Genomic DNA, 21,190 nt, shown 5'->3' on the forward strand with positions numbered 1-21,190 from the left:
ATTAATCTCCTTCCCCCTAAGTTTTTTCAATCATGTTTATACAGGGATATAAAAATAATGCTAGTCGACAGTGATCAACGAAGTCAAGCTACTGATCCTTCATTATCATTTATCGTACAAGCCCCTGCAGGATCGGGTAAAACTGAAATTCTGACTCAGCGTTATTTACGATTGTTAAGCACCGTAACATCACCAGAACAGATAGTCGCCTTAACCTTTACCCGTAAAGCTGCGAGTGAAATGCGTGAGCGTATCGTTTTAGCGCTTCAACAGGCTGCTCGCAATAATAAAGCAAATAGCCCGCATCAACAAAAGACGCTTGATTTTGCCCATGCAGCACTTCAACGTGATGCTTCCTATGAATGGAATTTGTTACAGCAGCCTAATCGGCTAAGAATCATTACAATAGATTCCTTATGTCAAAGCATTAATCAGTCAATTCCGCTTTTAGAAAAGCAAATTTCCTATTCACAAATTACTGAAAAAGCGGAACATCATTATTTAAACGCCAGTCGATGCTGTATTCAGTTTGCTCTGACATCCCCGGAATATAAGAATGCTATAAAAACTCTGTTGTTGCATGTGGATAATCGCCAGGATCGATTGCTTGAATTGTTCACTGGATTGCTGGCTAAAAGAGATCAATGGATAGCTCCTTTATTTCAAGCCCGAACTCAGGAAAAATCAGCATTTGAACATGCATTACTTCTTATAGAGCAGCATGAGTTAAAACGCTTTACCCAAAGTTTGCCCTCATATTTGGCTCAAGAGTTAACGCAATGCGCCCGGGAATTGGCCATTATAGAAAATAATTCCAATTCACCACGATATCTACTCAAAAATTGGTATGATTTCCAACAAACCACTCAAGAGATAGCAACCGCTCTAAGTAAACTCTTACTTACAGGGGATGCCCAATTCCGGAAAAGCTTTGATCATCACGTAGGTTTGCTTAGTACCTCTTGCGCTCCCGATGAATACAAGAGACTTAAAAATGCCAGCAAAGAATTACTCAACGAACTCAATGAATATCCTGATTTTCTAGAGGCGTTAATCCAAGTAAGTAATTTACCTAAACCTGAATATGATTTGGAACAATGGGAGGTCTTACAAGCGCTCTTTTTGTTGCTTCCCCTTCTTGTAAGCCATCTACACGTTTTGTTTAGCGGGCAAAATGAAGTGGATTTCACTGCTATATCACAGCAAGCATTGAATGCATTGGGCGATGCAGAAAATCCTACTGATTTAGCTTTATATCTAGATCATACGCTTCATCACATTCTAGTCGATGAGTTTCAGGATACATCAATTACTCAATTTGAATTATTAACAAAACTTGTTCTAGGTTGGCAAGAACAGGATGGGAAAACTCTATTTATAGTCGGAGATCCCATGCAATCGATTTATCGATTCAGGCAAGCTGAAGTAGGTTTATTTTTTCGTGCTAAAGAAGAAGGCATTGGACCAGTTAAATTGAAATCACTGGAATTAAGCTGCAACTTCCGCTCGACCCAAACTATTGTTAATTGGGTCAATCATCAATTTGCCAATATTTTTCCAAAACAAGTGGATATAGAGTCTGGGGCCGTTTCATTTCATTCCAGTGTCAATGTCATTCAAGATGAACACGGCAGTACCATTCACTCTTTACAATTTAAAAATCGGGAACAAGAAGCAAAAAAACTCATCGAAATTGTTCAAAACGAATTACAAACTTTTCCTGATCAAACGATTGCGATTCTGGTACGCTCAAGAACGCAACTTGGTGAAATCATCCAGCTCTTGCGCCAACATCAAATTCCCTATCAAGGCACAGATATTACTCTGTTAGCCAATCTAGGTCATATACGGGATGCGTGGTCCTTGACCCAGGCTTTGTTGACGCCAGCAAATCGTCTTTCCTGGCTTGCGGCACTTCACAGTCCCTATTGCGGTTTGGCTTTAAGTGACATTCATGCCATAGCTGAGTTTAATAAGAGAAAATCGATTTACTTTGCCTTATTAAATTTAAATAAAATTCCCAGACTAAGTGAAGAAGGTAGGATTCGTGCCGATTTTTTTATACGCGTCATGCATAAAGCTTTAACTCAAAGATATGAAAGCAAGCTTTCAGTTTGGGTAATCCAAACTTTAAAAGAATTACATATGGATAATATTCTCAAGACTGCTCAACTCAACGATTTGGAGCAATTTTGGAGCTTACTGGATCGTTATGAACAAGATGGTCGTATACCTGATCTAAAGGAATTTCTATCAGAATTAAACAAGCTTTACTCACAGCAAGCGAATCCCTCTCGTTTACAAATAATGACTATTCATAAATCCAAAGGGCTTGAGTTTGATGCGGTACTTTTACCAGGTTTGGGTATGCAACCCAATCGCGGCGATAATCCTATGTTACGTTGGCTTAATTTACCGACTCAAAAACATGGCAATTTGCTACTCATGTCTCCAATACAAGGGGCACACCAAGAACATTGTGCTTTATATGATTATTTAAGTCGTTTAGATGGTGTTAAAAGTCATTATGAAGCACAACGATTGCTCTATGTAGCCGTAACAAGGGCAAAATCACGTCTGTATTTAATGGATCACTCTGAACGTACTTCCAAAGCTTCATTCAGATATCTTCTTAAAGATTTAGAATTTTCTGAAGACAATACTATGTCCCTAATTGAAGAAATCAACGGGTCTTTACCCAAACTCGGACGTTTACCACTTGCTTTTTACCAAAATAAAGAATCTGAATCTTTTGATGTGCGTCTTAGCCTCAAAACTACTCCATCTACTTTCTCAACAACTATCCCTCGATTAGCAGGCATCGTAACGCATCAACTATTGCAGTGGATATGTGATCATCATCCAGAAAGCATAGCTGATGTTCCTTGGAACCTTGTACACTATGAGTTACGAAAATTAGGATTCGATGAAAATATGCAACATGAGACTCTGGCAAGTATCCAAGAGCAAATTACTCGAATGTTTGAAGATCAAATAGGACTCTGGATTATTAGTCAACATAACCAGGAGCAAAATGAATATGAGTTATTGGTAAAACAGCAAGATAGACCGATTACTCGTATCATTGACCGCACTTTTGAGGACCAAAGCAAACGCTGGATTATCGATTTCAAGACAGGAAAAGAAGATGAAGCATCCATGATGAAACATCGACAACAATTAGACGAATATGCTTCCTATCTTAGCATTCATACGTCGCTTCCTATTTATTGTGGCCTTTATTACCTCTCTACTAATCACTGGGTTAGTTGGGAATATGAGCCGGCTGAAGTCACTTTTTAATCTGGAAAACTAATCCTATGAAATAAAACTGCTCTGCGCTATTATTTATCTTTTGTGTTAAAAGGCCAACCAATGACCACTGAACAGACTGTAATCCATTTGCTGAGTACTATAAAAGATCCGTTTCTTGATCTGACCGGTAAGGAAATGAATTTGCAGTGCAGCCTCGAAATGACCGACAAAGAACTGCTCCTTAACTTAACTGCCGGATTTCCTTGTAACTCCTTAGAAGAACAATATAAACCTTTATTATGCGCAGAGCTACAATCTGCATTCCCCAATCAAGATATAATCATTCAAATCACCCAACGAATAAAACCGCACAAGACACAACTTGCTGGGAAAGGATTGCGCGGCGTTAAGAATACGATTGCAGTCGCCTCAGGGAAAGGAGGGGTAGGAAAGTCTACTGTAACTGTAAACTTGGCAACAGCATTAGCACGGTTAGGAGCGCGGGTAGGTATTCTGGATGCGGATATATATGGACCAAGCATGCCTTTAATGCTTGGAAAAACCGAACCAGTAGCCCTCAGCGGCGAGCACTATCTTCCGGCAAAAGCCCATGGAATCCAGACCATGTCTATTGGTTATTTAACAAACAGTGAGCAGGCACTCATCTGGAGAGGTCCTATGCTTGCTAAGTCGCTTATCCAAATGCTGGATATTACCCTTTGGGATGATCTGGATTATTTATTCATTGATTTACCACCAGGAACCGGTGATATCCAGTTGACTTTAGTCCAAAAAATCCCTTTAACCGCAGCCATAGTAGTAACGACTCCACAAAACGTAGCAACTCTTGATGCACAAAAAGCGATTACCATGTTTGCTAAAACAAGCATTGATGTCTTGGGTATTATAGAAAACATGTCCACCCATATTTGCACTAAATGTGGGCATCAAGAGGCCATTTTTGGTGCAGGTGGTGCTGAAACTCTTTGTGCGGCACACCATACCACATTACTAGGACAACTTCCTTTGGATGGACGCATAAGACAAAACTGTGATGAGGGAAACCCTACTGCTACTCAAAACCGTAATGAGCTAACGGATACATTACTTAAAACAGCCATGAAGAGTGCTATAGAGTTAGCTAAAAAACCAATTAATTATGCAGATAAGTTTCCCAAAATTGTTGTTGAGTGAATTCCATAGAGGCAGCTATAATCGCATTATAAAACATTGCTGAGAAAGACATATATTTTTTAAACTAGAAGCAGAGTGACTGTGATGCGATAGGTTAAAACCAATTAATAATAACAATAGATAAGCCATGGAACGATTAATAATAATAACTCTAAGCCTGCTTTATTCAGCCCTGACTTTAGCAAAGTCTTCTTATCAAATTGATTTAATTATATTTGCTCAGCCAAATCAAAACAAAACATTCTCTGTTGATGTGCCGCTTATCCCAACGAACCCGAATGCAATATCCTTGAAATTAGATTCAGAAAAATCGGGAAAACCTTATCACTTATTATCCCCTTCATCTTCAAGCCTACGCGATGAATACTATCTCCTGACTCGAAAATCCCGTTATCAAGTCTTGGGATATTATTCATGGAAGCAACCTGGGAATAATCAAAGTTCTGTTGCCCTACCTTTCGCGGATCATAACGGTTGGCAAATGCAAGGTACTTTAAACATAAAGCAAAGCAATTATTATTCTTTTGATGCCGAACTTCAGATATCACCACCTGATAACCCACAAACATCATTCAGTGTTTCACAAAAGCAACGCTTAAAAGATAATGTAGTTTATTATCTCGACAATGCTCAGATTGGCATGTTAGTTAAAATTCATAAAGTAGGTTAAATAATTATAGTCAGGATTTAACGAACCCAGGGGTTTCTTTGTAGATTCCCAGAGTTCGATTACTCACATTCTCTACCAGCTCATTTGTAATCGTTCAAGTATATTCTTGAGTCCTGGAGGACAATTTCACTCATTTTTTCCCCGGAGGAAAAATCTGATCAAACACCGAGGCCCCACCCTCCATAACCTGTTTGATGGTAGTATCTAAATCGGAATCTCTAGGATTGGTTTTATTTGAAAAAAAACTCCAAAAGCCATTTACCGATTGTTTGTTCCTGCCTACTTCATGCAGTCCAAATAACGCAGCTGCGGTTAAAGTTAGTGAAGCAAAGGGACCTAATCTCGTATAAAAAGGTGACATAAATAAATTTCCGAAACTGATTAATGCTCCAGTTTTTAGAACTTTTTCAGGACTTACTTGATCTCGGGGCATACTACACTTCCTTGAGTAATTATTTTAGATGCTAAAATATTATGGATGACTTTTTTTATCACTGGGCATAATTTCGTCAAACATAGCCGCACCGCCAACAACGATATTTGCAAAAGCATTTTCAACTTCAGTACTTTTGTCCCCTGTATTCCCACCAAAAAAAGAATTTAAGTTATTTACCCCATTTTGAATCGGTCTTCTTTTCTTGCCTATTTCATGTGCCCCATATAAAAATACACCAGTCCCAATAATGGCTGTAGTTAACCCCAATTTCGCATCTACCCAATACAAAGGTGCTAATATTGTATTTCCCAGAGCAATTAAAGTCCCCGTCTTTCCTGCATCATCCATATTTATTTTATCTTGAGCCATATCAATATTCCTTATTAATTATTTTTAATACAGACTAAGTGAGCCTCAATAAAATTGCAAGCATAAATGAATACATCATATTGACCAATATTACAGCAGACCCAAAGTGAATTGAATTAGACCAATTAGTAAATTATACTCTCATATGATGCAATCAAATCATGAGCTCATAAATGACCCAAAATAGCCGAATTATTGATGCGCTCACTCTATGTATCAAACAAAAGTCCGACAAGGATTTTAAATTGAATAAATCAGCAGCCTATGCCGGATTAGTTGATTTATATCTACATTATTCCCTCGAAAATAAAACCGATCAATTTTTTGAAGGATTCGAACAATTATGCATGATATCCAATGATTATTTTCTTGGAGATAATCCAATTTTGGATAGTTTTATTATTCAATTTGAAAAAGTTTTTCATCCTCAAAAAACTGAAAAACGAATTAAACGCCCTACCCCATGGTGGGAAATCGAGCGTAATCGTCTGCTTGCAATTGGAGCACAAGACACCCCCTGCTATGTATATCACACCCCAACACAAGTTTCTCGGGCTAAACAGTTACTTAAATTACAATCAATTGATACTCTATTTTATGCTATCAAAGCCAATCCCCATCCCTCTATCCTAAAAACATTGGAACAACAGGGAGTTGGATTTGAATGTGTTTCCATTCAAGAGTTAAAGCGAGTAATCGATTTGTTCCCTCATATAAATAAAACAAGAATTTTATTCACGCCGAATTTTGCACCCAAGATAGAATATAAATTTGCCATGGATTTAGGCTGTTATGTCACAATAGATAATTTATACCCTTTGGCAAACTGGCCTGAGCTATTTAAAAATCGCGAGATAATCGTTCGTTTCGATCCAGGCGCAGGCGCTGGTCATCACAAACATGTAGTTACTGGCGGTAATGAATCAAAGTTTGGCATTGATCAAAATGACATAGAACAACTTAGAATTTTAACTCAGAAGTATAATACCGAAGTTATTGGCCTGCACTCACATTCGGGGAGCGGAATTCTTACACCAGAACTTTGGGAACAAACTGCTTTAATGCTCTCCTTACTCACCGAGAAATTTCCTAAAACCCAATTCATTAATTTAGGTGGTGGTTTGGGAATTGTTGAAAGGCCAGGACAAAAACCCTTAAATCTGAAAAAACTTGATTCACGACTATTAAAAGTAAAAGCAAAATACCCCCATTTAAAATTCTGGTTGGAGCCTGGGCGCTATTTCGTCGCAGAAAGTGGGGTTCTCTTAGCAAAAGTAACTCAATGTAAAGAAAAAGGAACAATACAATTTATAGGCATTGAAACGGGAATGAATTCATTAATCAGACCTTCTTTATATGGTGCTTATCATGAAATTGTCAATCTAAGTCAACTGCACTCGAAAAAATCCGGTTTTTCACATCTGGTAGGCCCAATTTGCGAATCCGGGGATACTTTGGGATATGATCGTTTACTGCCGAGAACTCGAGAAAAAGATATCATTTTAATTGCAAATGCTGGAGCATATGGATATTGTATGAGCTCCCATTATAATTTAAGGCCCCCCGCAGCAGAGGTTATTTTAGAAGAATACCCTTAACTTTGCCTACTTTTTAGTACAATCCTCTCTCGAAAGTGACCAAATATAATTCAATATGAATTGTATTAAATTAATACGTCAATTATAATTGCAACACTTAAAAAAAGGGGGATCACTGTGGCAAATCAAGGCAAAATTATTAATGTAGTAAATTTTTGTCTAAAACAAAAAGGCAATATTGACTTTACTTTAAATAAAAAAGGAATTTGCGCTGGACTCGCTGCTCTATATATTAAATATGCTACAAAAAATACCAAAGAAAGTTTAGAGACTAAAACTGCACCGTTTTTTGATTTGCTCACCCAATTGGCGAACCTACCCAGCACTTATTGTATTGGTGATAATCCCACCATTGACAACTTCATAATCAAAATTGAAAAAACATTCCGTGCCGATGAATATAGTTATTATGAGGTTTTGCAAACCGACGTCGAAAAAATATTAGATATTGAAAATAAGCCATTAAGAAACGAAATAAATTTAGGACTTGTAACAACTGAAGCAAAATGGAAAGAACTGTTCAAACAGATTACTCGCAATAACCGATCTTATTCCATTTTTAGCAACAACCATGCTATCACTTTATCTGTCGAAAATGGAAAATACGTTGTTTACGATCCAAATTACACCAGAAAAACAAAACAGTTTGAAACCATTGATGACTTAATCAAGGAAATTAAAGATTGCTTTGATTACAAAGACGATTCTTTTGGTCTAGCTATTCGTGGTTTTGCTTCTCCCTCAGCAGCACCCGAACAGTACCCTTCGCACAATGAATTGCATAAAATTGCTTTTGCGAATCAAGTCGACGCCAAGTCAAGTTTCTTTGCTGCTGTTGCAAATGACACCGCCACCCTCGAATACTTATTTCAACAAGATAAAATTAGTTTTGACCAGTTGACAAAAGAATATTTCCGTCCTGAATTCAATAATCTTCTCATTAAACAACCTGTCTCCCCCGTTATTAAAAAAGCTGTTTTGCGAGGGATTCGATGTAATCTGTATGTTGGAAACCTCCACGAAGCCGAAAAACTGATTGAGCACTATCTCAAGACCTATACTGTGCTTGGTGATCAAGAAGAATTAAAAATTGAGTTGCAGTTACTACTTGATGAACCCATAAAGCAGCTTCAACTGCTCATGAGAAGAGAAGTCGATCACACTAGGGTGTTAAAATTACTTGATCAATTGAATCTTACAGTAAGACCCAAAAATCAAACGATTTATAATCATTTGCAACTTTTAACATTTATTAAAAAAGAGGTGGACTCTCCGACCATAGATCTTTTTTTAAACAAATTGACACCAGAACAGATAGTGACACAAGTTCAATATGCGGCTATTGCTAATCAACATCATGTTTTGCATTTATTATTTCAACATATAGAAAAAGCCAAAATCACCCCACAATCATACCCTTCCATTTTTAACCAAGAGCTTATTGAAGAGATCAATGTGACAACTCTTGAAAAACTTCTCAAAAATGGATTCCTGGTAAATATTCAAGATCCTGACTTGCTGACGCAATGCATGCAACGAAATGATAAAACCATTTTTGAAACATATGCCCAAGCATGGCTTACCCAATCAAATTCTACGCTTTGGGAACATGTTGAGAAACGAGAATATGATTTAATTGATCTAACGAAACCACTTGGGTCAATAACTCTACTCAATGCCCTTATTTTCCTACGAAAAAATGAGCATGTGAAAAGAGCATGGAACGCTAATATTCCTGTAGAAATGATTAAAAGCGCTCTCACAATTGCCATATTGAATGGGAATAAAGATATGAGTCTGTTTCTGCAAGAGAAATTGCAATCCCAAAAGGCAAATATTGAACCCGATACCTTGGAGTTTCTCTACGAAAAAGGATTGGAAGAATCAAACTTATCAATTCTAGATACACTTACTTATTTAAATTTCAATGTATTGCATAAAACGAAGGACATACGAGCTCTTTTCATACTGTGTTCTGATTATGACGATTATTCCGTCATCAAAACTTGTCTTGCATCTGCAAGCCCCGAAATGAAGAAACTCATATTAGAATCCAGCTTAAATTGGAATATTGCACCAGTTATAGAAATATGCGCAGAAAAAGCACCCGAACTTTTTAATGATTACCTTAATACTAACGCTACAAATACGAGAAATTTGGCCAAGCTCCAACGAGCTATCCCCAGTATTCCCCGAGTGCCTTTTTCATGGAATACAAATCCACAAGAACAAAAAAAGCGAATTAAGGATTTGTTCAAGAATAAGCTACCCGCTCTCGCGAAAACACTATTTAGAACCGTCCAATGGGAAACCGACGAACTGAAGGAATTCTTAGAAGAGTTAATCCAGGACAAAAATGAAAATGGGATTAAATTACTATTGCTACTCAAGCCTGAATTAAAACAAGAACAAAATTTGATTGCTCGACTTGCAAAATGTAACTTTTTAATACCTCTGGAATCTCTGTTCCAGAACGAAACAATTATAATTAATGAAGAAATAACGGAACAAGTTTCTGTTTTAGCAAAAAACGAGGAAAGCTTATTAGCCAAATTTTTTAAACAAAAAGCTATAGTTGATAAAACTCCTAAAGAAGGACTACCCTCCCAACCCCCTACAGAAGAAGTAACTCCTCAAACTCCTGAAGAACTCATTGAATTACTCAAAAAGGCCATAAAAGAAGGGCAAGAATTTGTTTTAAAACCCTTTATATTTATTATTAATCAAGTTTTAGCAGAGGAAATTTTTACCTCTGCTTTAGCCAATAACAATAAACGCTTAGTTGCCCAATTCCTGGAGCAAAAAATAATAACCCCACATACCCCTTTAAAACAACCGCTAGTAAAATTACTTAAAGAGGCAATAGAAAAAGGTCATGACGCTGTTTTAACACCCTTTATAGAATCTAATCTTGATTTCGGTTTAGATTATAAAGAATTGTTCCTTTTTAGTTGTGAGAAAAAGCAAACAAGAATAGCCAATCAACTCCTTTCTAAACAATTTTATCTAATGCGGTCTGAAAGAGAATATGCCCTTAAGCAATTATTTGGTGAGAACATATTTGAAGATAAAAACCCTACAGTTTTATTTGAAACTCTTTATAAAGAAGGCTACGGAAGACTTTATCAACTTGTACTAAAATCAAACGTCCATAATCCCAGGGCCCAGTTACTGAGTTCTCTTAAAAGTCCATTGGAAGACCCCTCCATCCAAAAAAACACAGTGTGTTTAAAAATTTTAAAAAGAGCGGTGGCGGAAAAAAACGAAGACAAATTTAACACTTTATATGCTCAAAGCAACTTTCCCAATGCTCCAGATAAAGTTATTTTAGATGCGTTGAAAGACCCGATCCTTTTTGAAAAAGTTTTTCCCTTATTTGAAAGAAAATACACACTGAGTAAACTCTTAGTTGAAGCTTTGCACCAAGAAGCCTGGGAAACAGTAGCAAATCTTATTGAACATAAAAAATTGACCGATGTTGACTTAGAGCTTCAAAAAGTTATACAGGATCATGCTCAAGATATCGTCCTAGCTCATTTGCAAAATCTTGAGGCCTATTATGACAAACTTGATGTCCGCCCTCGCCTTTTCCAACTCCTTAATAGAGATAATCCTTATTTACTCAAGGAACTGGCATTCCCATATCAAGCAAAAATTTATGAAGCTTTACAGCGTATTGAGCTTAAGATGTTGGAAAAACAGCTCGATCTAAATAATCACATTTATCGTTATACTTTTGACTATATCTCATTAGATCAAGCCCTTGAAGAACTTGCTAAAATATTTGAAGAATGTCAGAAAATCATTAGCGAACAGAAGATTGATTTGGATCAACCCATTGAAAATCCGGAAATAGTAAATCATCTAGCACAAATAAAAATCGTTATGGCTGGAAAAGATGTCTCTCCGGATTACTTAAGTGAAAGCCATTATCAGCTATTAGAACAATTGCTAGAAAACCCTCGATTTAAAGAGGTTTGTCGATTGGAATTTAAACTTCACTGTCTTCTCCGACAATTTCAAAAACCGCTGTTGGAACAAAATGAAAAAGTTTCTAAAGAATTCCATGAAACAATTAAATTACTTCGCGAACGTTTAGTTCAAGCAAACTTACCCGAACATTTTGTTTTGCCTGCAATTCAACATTTTTTTCCGTCTCAAACCAACGTGGTTTCATTACACTCAAACCTTGTATCACCCGAACCCGAAATGAAAGATAACCCCTCTGTACCCTCAAAACCAGCATCACCAGAATCAGAAATGAAAGTTACAGTATCTGTTTCAGGGGAACACGAAAAGGAGAAAGTATCTTTACCTGCTAAAACGGTTGCGAAAAAATCCAATTTGAAAAAGTCGAACTTAGATCAATTAAAAAGAGAATGTACTGAGGCTATGGATTATTATCTAAAACATCGCGATCAAACTTTAAGTTATTTCTCTTATTTTTTTGATTATTATTGCGGGCAAATTCGCGCAAAGCATTATCTTGAATTAATTAAATCAGCTCAAACCGAACGACAATTAGATATCCTTAAATATGCCATTCTAGTTAATGATGATACTACTCATCTGAAAAATGATTTGATGTTTAAACTTAAACTTCAAGATGGGAATGCAGCCAAAAAAAACCTCAAGGTGATGATTAGAAACTCTTTTGGTAAGGATGAGTTACCTCATATAGATGCTCTAATTGAGTCAATCAACCAAAAAGCCAATGGAAGTGATGATCAAGCCACTTCGATCTTGTTTCAAGAGGAATTGGATTATTTAAAACACTTAGGTAAGCCTCGATCTCAAGGACCCATGAAGAGTTATTCTTTCTTTAATACCCAGCATCCACTTGTAGGATTTTTACAATGGGTTGTAAGTTGGCTTAGTGGCACCATAAACCCCAGTAATGAACATAAATTATCCTCAGGAAAATGAAAATCTCATTGCGCTATGAGTCCGGTTCAAAGCGCAAAAAGTTCGGGGTAGCGCATCTACCCCTACTTAAAAAACCTGAATTAAGCGCCACTTACTCAAACTATTTTTTATTTTGGAAAATATTCTACATCGATCAATTATGCTAGGATGGAGCCTTCTTTACTATTTCTCAGAAATATGATGCATGACGCACTAAAAAAGATCTTTCAAAAATATCCCCCCACAGAAGCTCCTTTTATGCATGAACAACTTGCAGAATGGAGTACTACACGCCCTTTGGCTGGATTAAGAGTAGCTCATCATGTTCCGGTAGTAACAAATACCTTATTAAAAATAACCTGCTTACTCGCAGCAGGTGCTGATGTGACAGTAACCAATCCTACGAACTTCTGTCGTGCTCATCCCCAAGCGGTATCCTCTTTGAATGAAGCCACAATCCGATATATAGAAGATCCAGGGGAACTTGCTGGAGAAACATTTGATCTATATTTCGATTGTGGTGCGCAGCTTTATCAATTCCTGGGAAAACCTAAAATAGGTGCGATTGAATTGACTGCTTCTGGAGATCAATTTTACCGACAACTTTCACTTAATTTTCCTGTGATTAGTGTGGATCGTACGAAGACAAAACAGCTCGAGACAGTTTTTGGATGTGCTGAAAGCAGTCATATGGCTCTGGCACAACTGACAGGAATTAATCCCGCTGAAACCTCCTGGGTTATTTTTGGATTTGGAAAAATTGGTCGTGGGCTTGCCTTTTTCTGCACTCAGAATAAAGTTCCAGTTGTAGTGGTTGATCCGAATGAAAACCAGCGAAATTTAGCCCAAAACTTAGGTATGAAAGCAATTGCTCCTGATGATTTCAGTGTGTTAGAGCGTGTATTAATGGAAGCAAATGTGGTTGTGACCGCAACTGGTGAAAAAGCTGTGATGAGCAATTATCCCCACTCCTGGTTTAGCGGAAAAATTCTCGCCAACTTAGGAATCTATGATGAATTTGGTCCTCACTTTAGTGACGATGAGGTTTTAAATCATAAAATGCCAATTAATTTTGTACTTAATGACCCCACACCGATGAAATATATTGATCCCGAATTTTACCTTCATAACCTTGCTGCAATAGGACTTCTTACAAAACAATTAACTCATGAGGTCCATGGAATATCTTCCACATTAGATAAAAATATTATTGCGCGTTGGTGCACCTACCATTCATTTTCCTTAGATACGATCAAAACCTGGTTGTATTTATAGGGTGGGTTATCCCATTGCTTGGGGAATTAATTTTTAACTTAAATACGAAGCTAACTGCACTGCATCCAGACTAAAGTTTAATTACACCCATAAAAGTGCTCTCATTTTTTAAAATAAATTTACACTTTCTCCATGATGCTATATATTTCGCCTTTTTTCTTAAACAGAATTAATGAATTCATTGGCCTCAACACCTACAAACAGCTCAAAAAGAACCACTATATGGTTGGTCAGTGTATTTTTTCTCTTATTTCAATTTTTCTTGCAATTATCTTCAGGAATTATTATTGGCGCTATAATGCAGGAAAAACAACTCACTGCATTCACTGCTGGACTATTAAGTAGCGCTTTTTATTATGTGTATACCACAATGCAAATTCCCGTAGGCCTGCTTTTTGATCGATACAATACGCGAACTTTATTGTCTTTAAACGCCTTATTATGTGCCGTAGGTTGTTTGTTATTTTCTACAGGATATAACTTATTTGTACTCTTTCTTGGACGGCTCATTATCGGTGGCGGTTCTGCTTTTGCTTTTGTAGGTATGACTCGTGTACTGCGCCAACATTACCCCCTAAGACTATATGCATTTATGATTGGTCTTACAGAAACTCTAGGATTTACTGTTACCGTAGTCTGCATGATTGGAATGGGTTCACAGATATCTCGGATTAGCTGGCATTATTTTCTTGCAGGAAGTGGTATCATCGGCCTTTTAATTGCTTTTTTATGCTCAAATTTCATTCCAAGTAATCAACCCGTTATTACTAATTCTCAACAGTATAAAAACCATTTGCTCCTTATGTTAAAAAATAAATTAGTATGGATTAACGGATTATTTGTGGGTCTGGAGTTTTCTGTTATCACTGTTTTTGCTGCAATGTGGGCCGTACCTTTCCTCCAATTAAAATTAAATTGTTCTCTAGAAACTGCCAGTATACTTACATCCATGATTTTATTAGGAGCGGGTTTAAGTTGCCCTATTTACGGCTGGCTTTCCATTCATCTACCTAAACGCAAACCCCTAATTCATATTTCATGTTTATCTACTGCCATTCTATTTATTTTTGTTCTTTTCATACCCACACACTCCATTTTCCTTCTTGGAGTACTTTTGTTTGCAATTGGGCTTTGTTGCGGCGCGTATATGCTTGCATTTACTATTGCGAATGAACTATCCCCACCAGAGTCGCTCTCTGCTTGTACAGGGTTTACCAACACCTTAGCAATGGCTTCAGCCCCTCTTTTGCAACCTTTGGTAGGCTATTTGCTGGATTTCTCTAAAGGCGACACAAATCTTCATACCCTAGCCGATTATCAACTGACTCTATTAATTATTCCCTCTGCGTTAATTATTGCAAGTGTGCTGTCGCAATTTCTTCCCGAAAAAGAAATGTAAGCGACAAAATATTTCTTTTTCTCCTTTTCTTTATTTTTAGAAGCCCACTCTATTCAGTAATTCTTACTTGATTAATAAAACCTTAATAATTTATCTATAAAATTACAAATATTGCCCAGTATGTTGATATTTTATATGGCGACTCCTAAAGAATTAATTAAATCCCTTGAGTCTTCTCCAAAAGAAATAAGTTACTTTGTCGTATTTGGCGATAGCCTTTCTGACGGTAAAAATATGGGTGAAAAGTTCTCTTCACTGGGATCCTTAGTGAGTGAACTGTGGCGCAAAACATTAAAACTCGATCAGTCTCCTAAAGAACGTTTTACCAATGGTTATACTTGGGCAGATGTGCTGCGAGCAACGCTCATTAGTAAATTTATTAATGACGACAAAATAAAGAAAGATACTGAACATCGGTTTGGAAAATATAACCTTGATAATGCAGATATCAGTGATGATGTTCTTTCTCAATCACATTTCCAGCGAAAGAAATACACTTTGGATGCAGTTACCGCTGAATCCAATGAAGTGAAACGGAAAAAGCAAGCAAAGGATAGAGAAATAGCCCATTTATTCAGGGCAAAGCGAGAAAACATCGCAGAAACCGAAAAAAAACCCCGATATGCACTTGATAATGCAGATTTAGCTGATGCTGCCCTCGCCAGTCGATACAAAAAAGATGTACTAAAACATCGGAGAGAAAAGCTACTCACTAAGGCTTCATTGCTAGAATCTTCAGATGATATATCAGATAAATTAATATCGGATTCTAGTTATAGGCAATATGTTCAAGACTATTACTCACTCGATAATGGGCGCACAGCTCAATTTAACGGCCGGAATTTCTTTGCAAATTACAGCCAAGGTGGTGCCACTTCTCATGATTACAGCTGGGAATTTACCCTACTTTCAATATTTTCCCCGCTCACCGCGATAAAACTTTTTTTCACTCGCTTGCTTATCTCCAGCTTGTCAAAGGAGGTAAAAGAATTTTTAGTAGATAATGAAAAACAGGAAGTTACTAGTGAGCAAAAGAAAAAAACACTAGTCACCTTGTTTTCTGGAGCAAATGATTTAATTACGGCTAATTCGGACATGACAAAAAGAGCCGCTGATCTTGCTGTTCAAAGTACTATAGAAAATATTAAGACATTAATGGCAAATGGCTATACCAATTTTGTTTTATGTAACTTGCCCGATTTATCCCTTACCCCACGTTTCAAAGGTACGGATAAAGAAGCTGAAGCTCACACAATTTCAGAATATTTTAATAGTGAACTAAATAAAAAATTTGAACAATTAAAACAAGAGAATCCTAAATGTTCAATGGATCTTTTTAATATAAATGCTGTCTTTACTAAAGTTTACGAAGATGTCCGAGATAACGAAAATTCTATATATTCTGGCTACTTCAAGAAAGATAAACTACAAGAACCTTACCTGGAATATGCAAAGTCACACAATATTACCATAAAACCTGGCGGTGTTTCCCCAGGCGAAGGACACATGTTTTGGGATGACGTACATCCAACTGCTACTATGCATGCTTTATTGATGTCTGAATACTACAAAAGTCCGGAAGGTTTGGGTAAATATAAACTCTCAGCACCTCCAGAACAAAGTGCTAAACTATTATGCAAACAATTTGCACAAAAGTACCATGAAAAATTAAACCATGGTTGGTTTAGTTTCTTGAATTTAAATGCCAAACTTCCAATTGAGTATAAGAATCCAGAAAAAGCACTCATGACGATACTAAGCTATGCACTTGATGAAGAAAACGATGATGCAGATTTCGTACGTGCAGCCATGAGTGATTTAGGTTGGTGGGTTAATGATAAGCCGAATATGTGTATCCCCGCACTATCGGATGCTATGTGGATTGTAGATCCCAAACATGCACGCGAACTAGAAGAGCAATCAGACCCTCATCTGGCAAAACATGATTCATCTGGAATGATGCTAGGGGCATTGAATACTCCCGAAGTGGATAAAAAACCTCTTCCCAAAAGAGTTTTCCCTGAACTGGCTCCTGACGTAAAAGAACGATTGAAAAAGCTGCAAACTCAATGGGATAAAGACAAAGAACAGACTTTACAAAAACAAGAGCCTTCAATACCCACAATGTAGCCTGATTGTAGCTCAGCGATATCTCGGGATATGAAGTTCTTTATGCCAAGAACACGCTAAAAGCATCGAGGCTACAGAGTAAATAGCTCAAGCCGTAATCTTATCTTGATTCACACTGGCTTCATTCGGTTGGTTTTTTAAAAAAGATTGTTGTGTTACAAAACAAAAACCCTCTCGACCCTCTTTAGAGAACCCTGCAACTGTATGTAGTGCTGGATCGTTCGTCTTGAGGGTATTAATTAGAGTGAGGTGCAATTTAGGTAGACCAATACTAAGCATGCACTGATCATCTTTTAAAGGCTTTAAAGCAACAAATTGGGACATTTTTACTTTATTACCTAATGGATCAAGCCAACCTGCAACAGCTGCACTGGTTGCATCCTTTTCTTTAAGGTTTGCCGAGTAAAACCCGTTATCATCGTTTAAGCGGCAAAAAGTTGTGCTGATATCATGGGTGTCTTTCTGCACATCATTTAATACTAATTTACCAAACCAGGCTTTATTCCCGGTAACAAATTGCTCTTTTTCATCAATACGGACATGTCCGTTGAGCTGACTGGTCTGTAACACTTGAAGTTTAACCCCAGGACGCAATATCGATTCATTGGCATTATTTGCTTGCTTTAACATATCCACCTTGAAATTAAAGCCTTTCTTATCTGCTGCTTTAACACCAAAAACCCAGCTGTCATTGATGGGGTTGTGACGAATAAAGGAATAACCAATATGCCAATCAAGCGATGTAGATTGTTCTATTTTCTCCTGGCCTTCATAAAAAAAGACCAATTGATTTGTTTGCCCATCAATTAAGGCCGCTTTAGTATGAAAATCTGAGCCTTGGCGCTGCATTTCAAAAAAATAGCCATAATGATCGCCGCTCTCATTTTTTACCATACCTGAAAATGTCCAGCTTCCTACCGTAGGATCAAGAGCTTGTATCATTTGCGGCACTGGTTCTATTTCAAATGCAAACAGCCCTGTACTTATGGGGAACATGATTAATAATAAAAAACAGCGAATCCAAGCAAACATAATCAGCAATAACCTTTTAACTGTTGATGTAACCACAATGCGTCCCAAAATGCATCATCCAATACAGCCTCTACGGGTAAATAATGCATATTATCCGAACAGAATGCTCGGCACTTCACTGCATCTTTTTCCGTCATAATAATAAGTGATTTCGAATAATTCAAATCATCTGACTTAAACTGATAATGATCAGGATAAGAACAGGTATCGAATTCTATCCCTAATTGCAACAAAGTGGAATAAAAACGTTGGGGATTACCTATCGCAGCAATCGCTTCCCATTTTTCATTTTGAGGTGGTTCAATTTCCTCATCTGTGCTTAATTTTCTAATTTTTCCAGGTTTTAATACCATTGAATAGGTATTAGAACTCTTTTGAAACGATCTTGAAGAGGATTTTTTCGCAGATAAGGTCTTTGAGTCTTCATGCCATTTGCCTTCATTAACTACAATAAAATCTACCTGTTCCAGACGTGCCGCAGACTCTCTCAGTGGACCCGCAGGCAAACAAAGGCCATTGCCTAAGCCTCGCGTCCCATCAATGACGGCAATTTCAATAGCTCTTCCCATCCGATAGTGTTGTAACCCGTCATCGCTAATAATAATTTGACTTTGATGTTTTTCTAAAAGATACCGTACAGCCTCGGTGCGTTTGGGCGCAATTACTACAGGGCATTGGGTCTTTTGGGCTAATAGTAACGGTTCGTCTCCAACTTTTAGAGCCGAATCATTAATATGTACTTCGTAGGGGAAATTTTTGGTCGCTGCCCCATAACCACGGCTAACGATACCAACTCGTAACCCTTTTCGCTGTATTCTCTTGGTCAATTCAATAACTAAAGGGGTTTTACCTACTCCCCCTACCGTTATATTACCTACAACTATCAGAGGAACCGGACAGTCTATTTGACTAAAACGTTGCAAAAAAAAACGTCGCGCTGAAACTACGGCGGAGTATCCCCAAGACAAGGGACGCAAGATCCAACGAAGTGGATGTTCGTCACCATACCATAATCTATTTAGGAAAATAGACATCAGGCTACCACGTCCTCACGAAACATATCTATGTGCTGCATTCCTTGAAGTTGTGCATAATAGCCTTGTAAATCAAGCAGCTCCTGATGAGTACCTTGTTCTATAATACGGCCGTGTTGCATTACTATGATTTTATCCGCATGCTTGATTGTCGATAAACGATGCGCAATAACCAGAGTAGTGCGATTTTTCATCACTTCATCCAAGGCGATTTGGATATATCGCTCTGACTCACTATCCAAAGCAGATGTTGCTTCGTCCAGAATTAAAATAGGGGCATCTTTTAGAATGGCACGTGCAATTGCTATTCTCTGTCGTTGGCCACCAGAGAGTAATACACCATTTTCACCTATCCGCGTATCATAACCCTCGGGAAAACGGATAATAAATTCATCAGCAAAAGCCATTTTGGCAGCATGAATAATTTGTTGACGACTTACGTCCGAACGACCATATGCGATGTTATTGGCTAAAGTGTCATTAAATAAAGTCACATTCTGACTCACTAAAGCCATTTGCTCACGCAAACTGGGCAAACTTATCTGATTAATAGGAGTCTTATCCAACGTGATAACGCCTTGAGTTACTTCGTAAAAACGAGGTAATAAACTGGCGATCGTTGTTTTACCGCTTCCAGAATGACCAACTAATGCAACCGTTTGACCTGCTTCCACAGTGAAACTTACATCATGTAATATTTGTTCACCTTTTCTATATGCATAAGATACATGCTTAAATTCAAGAGTGCCCTTGGATCTCCGGGATAAAACGATACCTTGTTCTTCTTCAATAGGCAGATCCAACATGGTGAATACGCTTTCAGCACCGGCCAAACCTTTTTGTATTACAGCGTTTAATGTAGTTAGGGTTTTCATCGGTTTAATGAGTTGTATCATTGCAGCAATAATTGCTAAAAATGAACCTGCAGAAATAATCACTACTGTAGATAATTGAATTGCTGCTGCAATAATTGCTGCGATGCCTACCGCGATAACAATTTGTACCCCAGACACATTCAGCGCCTTACTTGCAGCAACTTTCATATCATTTTGGCGTGAATGTTCTATAGCTTTACAAAATTTTCCAGACTCATAAGTAGCCCCTCCGAAGATACGCACTACTTTATAGCCCTCAATTGCTTCACTGGCAATTTCAGTAACCTCCCCCATGGTTTTTTGTACTTTATGACTTATTCGGCGTACACGTTTATTGGTGTAGTTCACAATAATGCCTACAAAGGGAATAGTTAACAAAAACATGAGGGATAATTGCCAGCAAATTACCATCATAACGGTGAGAAAACCTATAATTAAACAAATATTTTGTACAATATCCGTCAAAGCATCGGCGCTAACCTGCGCAACTTGTTCCACGTCATACAGAATTTTGGAAAGCATTTGTCCGGAAGTGGCCTCGTCATAAAAATCAGCAGGTAAGTGAAGAATATGATTAAAAACCTTTTCTCTTAATACTTTAACTACCGAGCGGGCAACCCAGGTCATACAATAACTACCCAATGAACTGACAAGCCCTCTCAAAGTAATTCCTATTAAAACGATGTAAGGAATTTTCTTAATGAAATCCATGTCGACATTAATAAAGCTTTTATCGAAAAAAGGACGCATCATGTATGTAAAACCAGCGTCAATCAGGGAGTACAAAATGTTAGCGAAAATACCTAACGCCAGAATGGGCCAAAAGGGTTTCACATAAGCTAATAAACGTTTGTATAAAATGCTGGTTTTAACAGTAAGTTTCTTTTTCATGACTCAAGTAACTCAATCGAAACATGGGTTATTGTAACTGTTATTACATGGAAGTGCTAATATTCCTTAAAATACAAAAATGTACCCTAGTGGTTCCGCATATGGAATTCGATTATAAGTGAGTTAT

At 37.5% G+C, this 21,190-nt stretch carries 12 protein-coding genes and 1 pseudogene; 8 read left to right on the forward strand and 5 right to left on the reverse strand.

The genetic code is table 11. From position 1 onward, the window contains the following. The first annotated feature begins 57 nt into the window (after positions 1-57). The 3 genes from ACWTE2_RS31720 to ACWTE2_RS31730 all read left to right on the forward strand — a co-directional run bounded on the left by ACWTE2_RS31720 (position 58) and on the right by ACWTE2_RS31730 (position 5,119). Complete coding sequence (locus ACWTE2_RS31720) at positions 58-3,303, forward strand: UvrD-helicase domain-containing protein (protein ID WP_454785890.1); 3,246 nt, start codon at positions 58-60, stop codon at positions 3,301-3,303. Positions 3,304-3,375: 72 nt separating this feature from the next. Next, entirely contained in the window at positions 3,376-4,449 is a 1,074-nt protein-coding gene (gene apbC, locus ACWTE2_RS31725; RefSeq protein WP_454785891.1) for an iron-sulfur cluster carrier protein ApbC, read from the forward strand. A gap of 127 nt (positions 4,450-4,576) precedes the next feature. After that, positions 4,577-5,119 (forward strand): CsiV family protein, encoded by a 543-nt coding sequence (locus tag ACWTE2_RS31730; protein WP_454785892.1) that lies wholly within the window; start codon positions 4,577-4,579, stop codon positions 5,117-5,119. Positions 5,120-5,249: 130 nt separating this feature from the next. On the opposite strand, the gene ACWTE2_RS31735 is transcribed toward ACWTE2_RS31730, so the two are convergent. Continuing rightward, positions 5,250-5,552 carry a hypothetical protein gene (locus ACWTE2_RS31735; RefSeq protein WP_454785893.1) on the reverse strand — a complete coding sequence of 101 codons (303 nt, stop codon included), beginning with the start codon at positions 5,550-5,552 and terminating at the stop codon, positions 5,250-5,252. 39 nt (positions 5,553-5,591) lie between these two features. Then, positions 5,592-5,924, reverse strand: coding sequence for a hypothetical protein (locus tag ACWTE2_RS31740; protein ID WP_454785894.1), 333 nt, complete (start codon positions 5,922-5,924; stop codon positions 5,592-5,594). A 452-nt stretch (positions 5,925-6,376) separates the two neighbouring features. Here ACWTE2_RS31740 and lysA point away from each other — a divergent pair. The 5 genes and pseudogenes from lysA to ACWTE2_RS31765 all read left to right on the forward strand — a co-directional run. Then, positions 6,377-7,522: pseudogene (gene lysA, locus ACWTE2_RS31745) on the forward strand (diaminopimelate decarboxylase); the annotation flags it as partial. 117 nt (positions 7,523-7,639) lie between these two features. Next, positions 7,640-12,448 (forward strand): hypothetical protein, encoded by a 4,809-nt coding sequence (locus tag ACWTE2_RS31750; RefSeq protein WP_454785895.1) that lies wholly within the window; start codon positions 7,640-7,642, stop codon positions 12,446-12,448. A 180-nt stretch (positions 12,449-12,628) separates the two neighbouring features. Then, a complete protein-coding gene (locus tag ACWTE2_RS31755) occupies positions 12,629-13,702 on the forward strand; it encodes an NAD-binding protein (RefSeq protein WP_454785992.1) in 1,074 nt (357 codons plus the stop codon). A gap of 172 nt (positions 13,703-13,874) precedes the next feature. Beyond that, positions 13,875-15,101 carry an MFS transporter gene (locus ACWTE2_RS31760; RefSeq protein WP_454785896.1) on the forward strand — a complete coding sequence of 409 codons (1,227 nt, stop codon included), beginning with the start codon at positions 13,875-13,877 and terminating at the stop codon, positions 15,099-15,101. A 135-nt stretch (positions 15,102-15,236) separates the two neighbouring features. Further along, entirely contained in the window at positions 15,237-17,231 is a 1,995-nt protein-coding gene (locus ACWTE2_RS31765) for an SGNH/GDSL hydrolase family protein (protein ID WP_454785897.1), read from the forward strand. An 87-nt stretch (positions 17,232-17,318) separates the two neighbouring features. Here the strand turns inward: ACWTE2_RS31765 and ACWTE2_RS31770 are convergent, their stop codons facing one another. From ACWTE2_RS31770 to msbA, 3 genes are read right to left on the reverse strand one after another with little or no spacing between them, the layout of a single operon-like run. Beyond that, positions 17,319-18,263, reverse strand: coding sequence for a hypothetical protein (locus tag ACWTE2_RS31770; RefSeq protein WP_454785898.1), 945 nt, complete (start codon positions 18,261-18,263; stop codon positions 17,319-17,321). A 2-nt stretch (positions 18,264-18,265) separates the two neighbouring features. Further along, entirely contained in the window at positions 18,266-19,297 is a 1,032-nt protein-coding gene (gene lpxK, locus ACWTE2_RS31775) for a tetraacyldisaccharide 4'-kinase (protein WP_454785899.1), read from the reverse strand. After that, positions 19,297-21,063: a lipid A export permease/ATP-binding protein MsbA gene (msbA, locus tag ACWTE2_RS31780; protein ID WP_454785900.1), complete on the reverse strand. Its 1,767-nt coding sequence runs from the start codon at positions 21,061-21,063 to the stop codon at positions 19,297-19,299. Before msbA ends, lpxK begins: the two co-directional genes overlap by 1 nt. Between the last annotated feature and the right edge of the window lie 127 nt (positions 21,064-21,190).

The sequence above is a fragment of the Legionella nigrisilvae genome, from assembly GCF_977063395.2.

Bases quoted from the DNA above. Each gene is read 5' to 3' on its own strand.
- ACWTE2_RS31720 (WP_454785890.1), top strand. From the start codon at position 58: ATGCTAGTCGACAGTGATCAACGAAGTCAAGCTACTGATCCTTCATTA.
- apbC (WP_454785891.1), top strand. From the start codon at position 3,376: ATGACCACTGAACAGACTGTAATCCATTTGCTGAGTACTATAAAAGAT.
- ACWTE2_RS31730 (WP_454785892.1), top strand. From the start codon at position 4,577: ATGGAACGATTAATAATAATAACTCTAAGCCTGCTTTATTCAGCCCTG.
- ACWTE2_RS31735 (WP_454785893.1), bottom strand. From the start codon at position 5,552: ATGCCCCGAGATCAAGTAAGTCCTGAAAAAGTTCTAAAAACTGGAGCA.
- ACWTE2_RS31740 (WP_454785894.1), bottom strand. From the start codon at position 5,924: ATGGCTCAAGATAAAATAAATATGGATGATGCAGGAAAGACGGGGACT.
- ACWTE2_RS31755 (WP_454785992.1), top strand. From the start codon at position 12,629: ATGCATGACGCACTAAAAAAGATCTTTCAAAAATATCCCCCCACAGAA.
- ACWTE2_RS31760 (WP_454785896.1), top strand. From the start codon at position 13,875: ATGAATTCATTGGCCTCAACACCTACAAACAGCTCAAAAAGAACCACT.
- ACWTE2_RS31765 (WP_454785897.1), top strand. From the start codon at position 15,237: ATGGCGACTCCTAAAGAATTAATTAAATCCCTTGAGTCTTCTCCAAAA.
- ACWTE2_RS31770 (WP_454785898.1), bottom strand. From the start codon at position 18,263: ATGTTTGCTTGGATTCGCTGTTTTTTATTATTAATCATGTTCCCCATA.
- lpxK (WP_454785899.1), bottom strand. From the start codon at position 19,297: ATGTCTATTTTCCTAAATAGATTATGGTATGGTGACGAACATCCACTT.
- msbA (WP_454785900.1), bottom strand. From the start codon at position 21,063: ATGAAAAAGAAACTTACTGTTAAAACCAGCATTTTATACAAACGTTTA.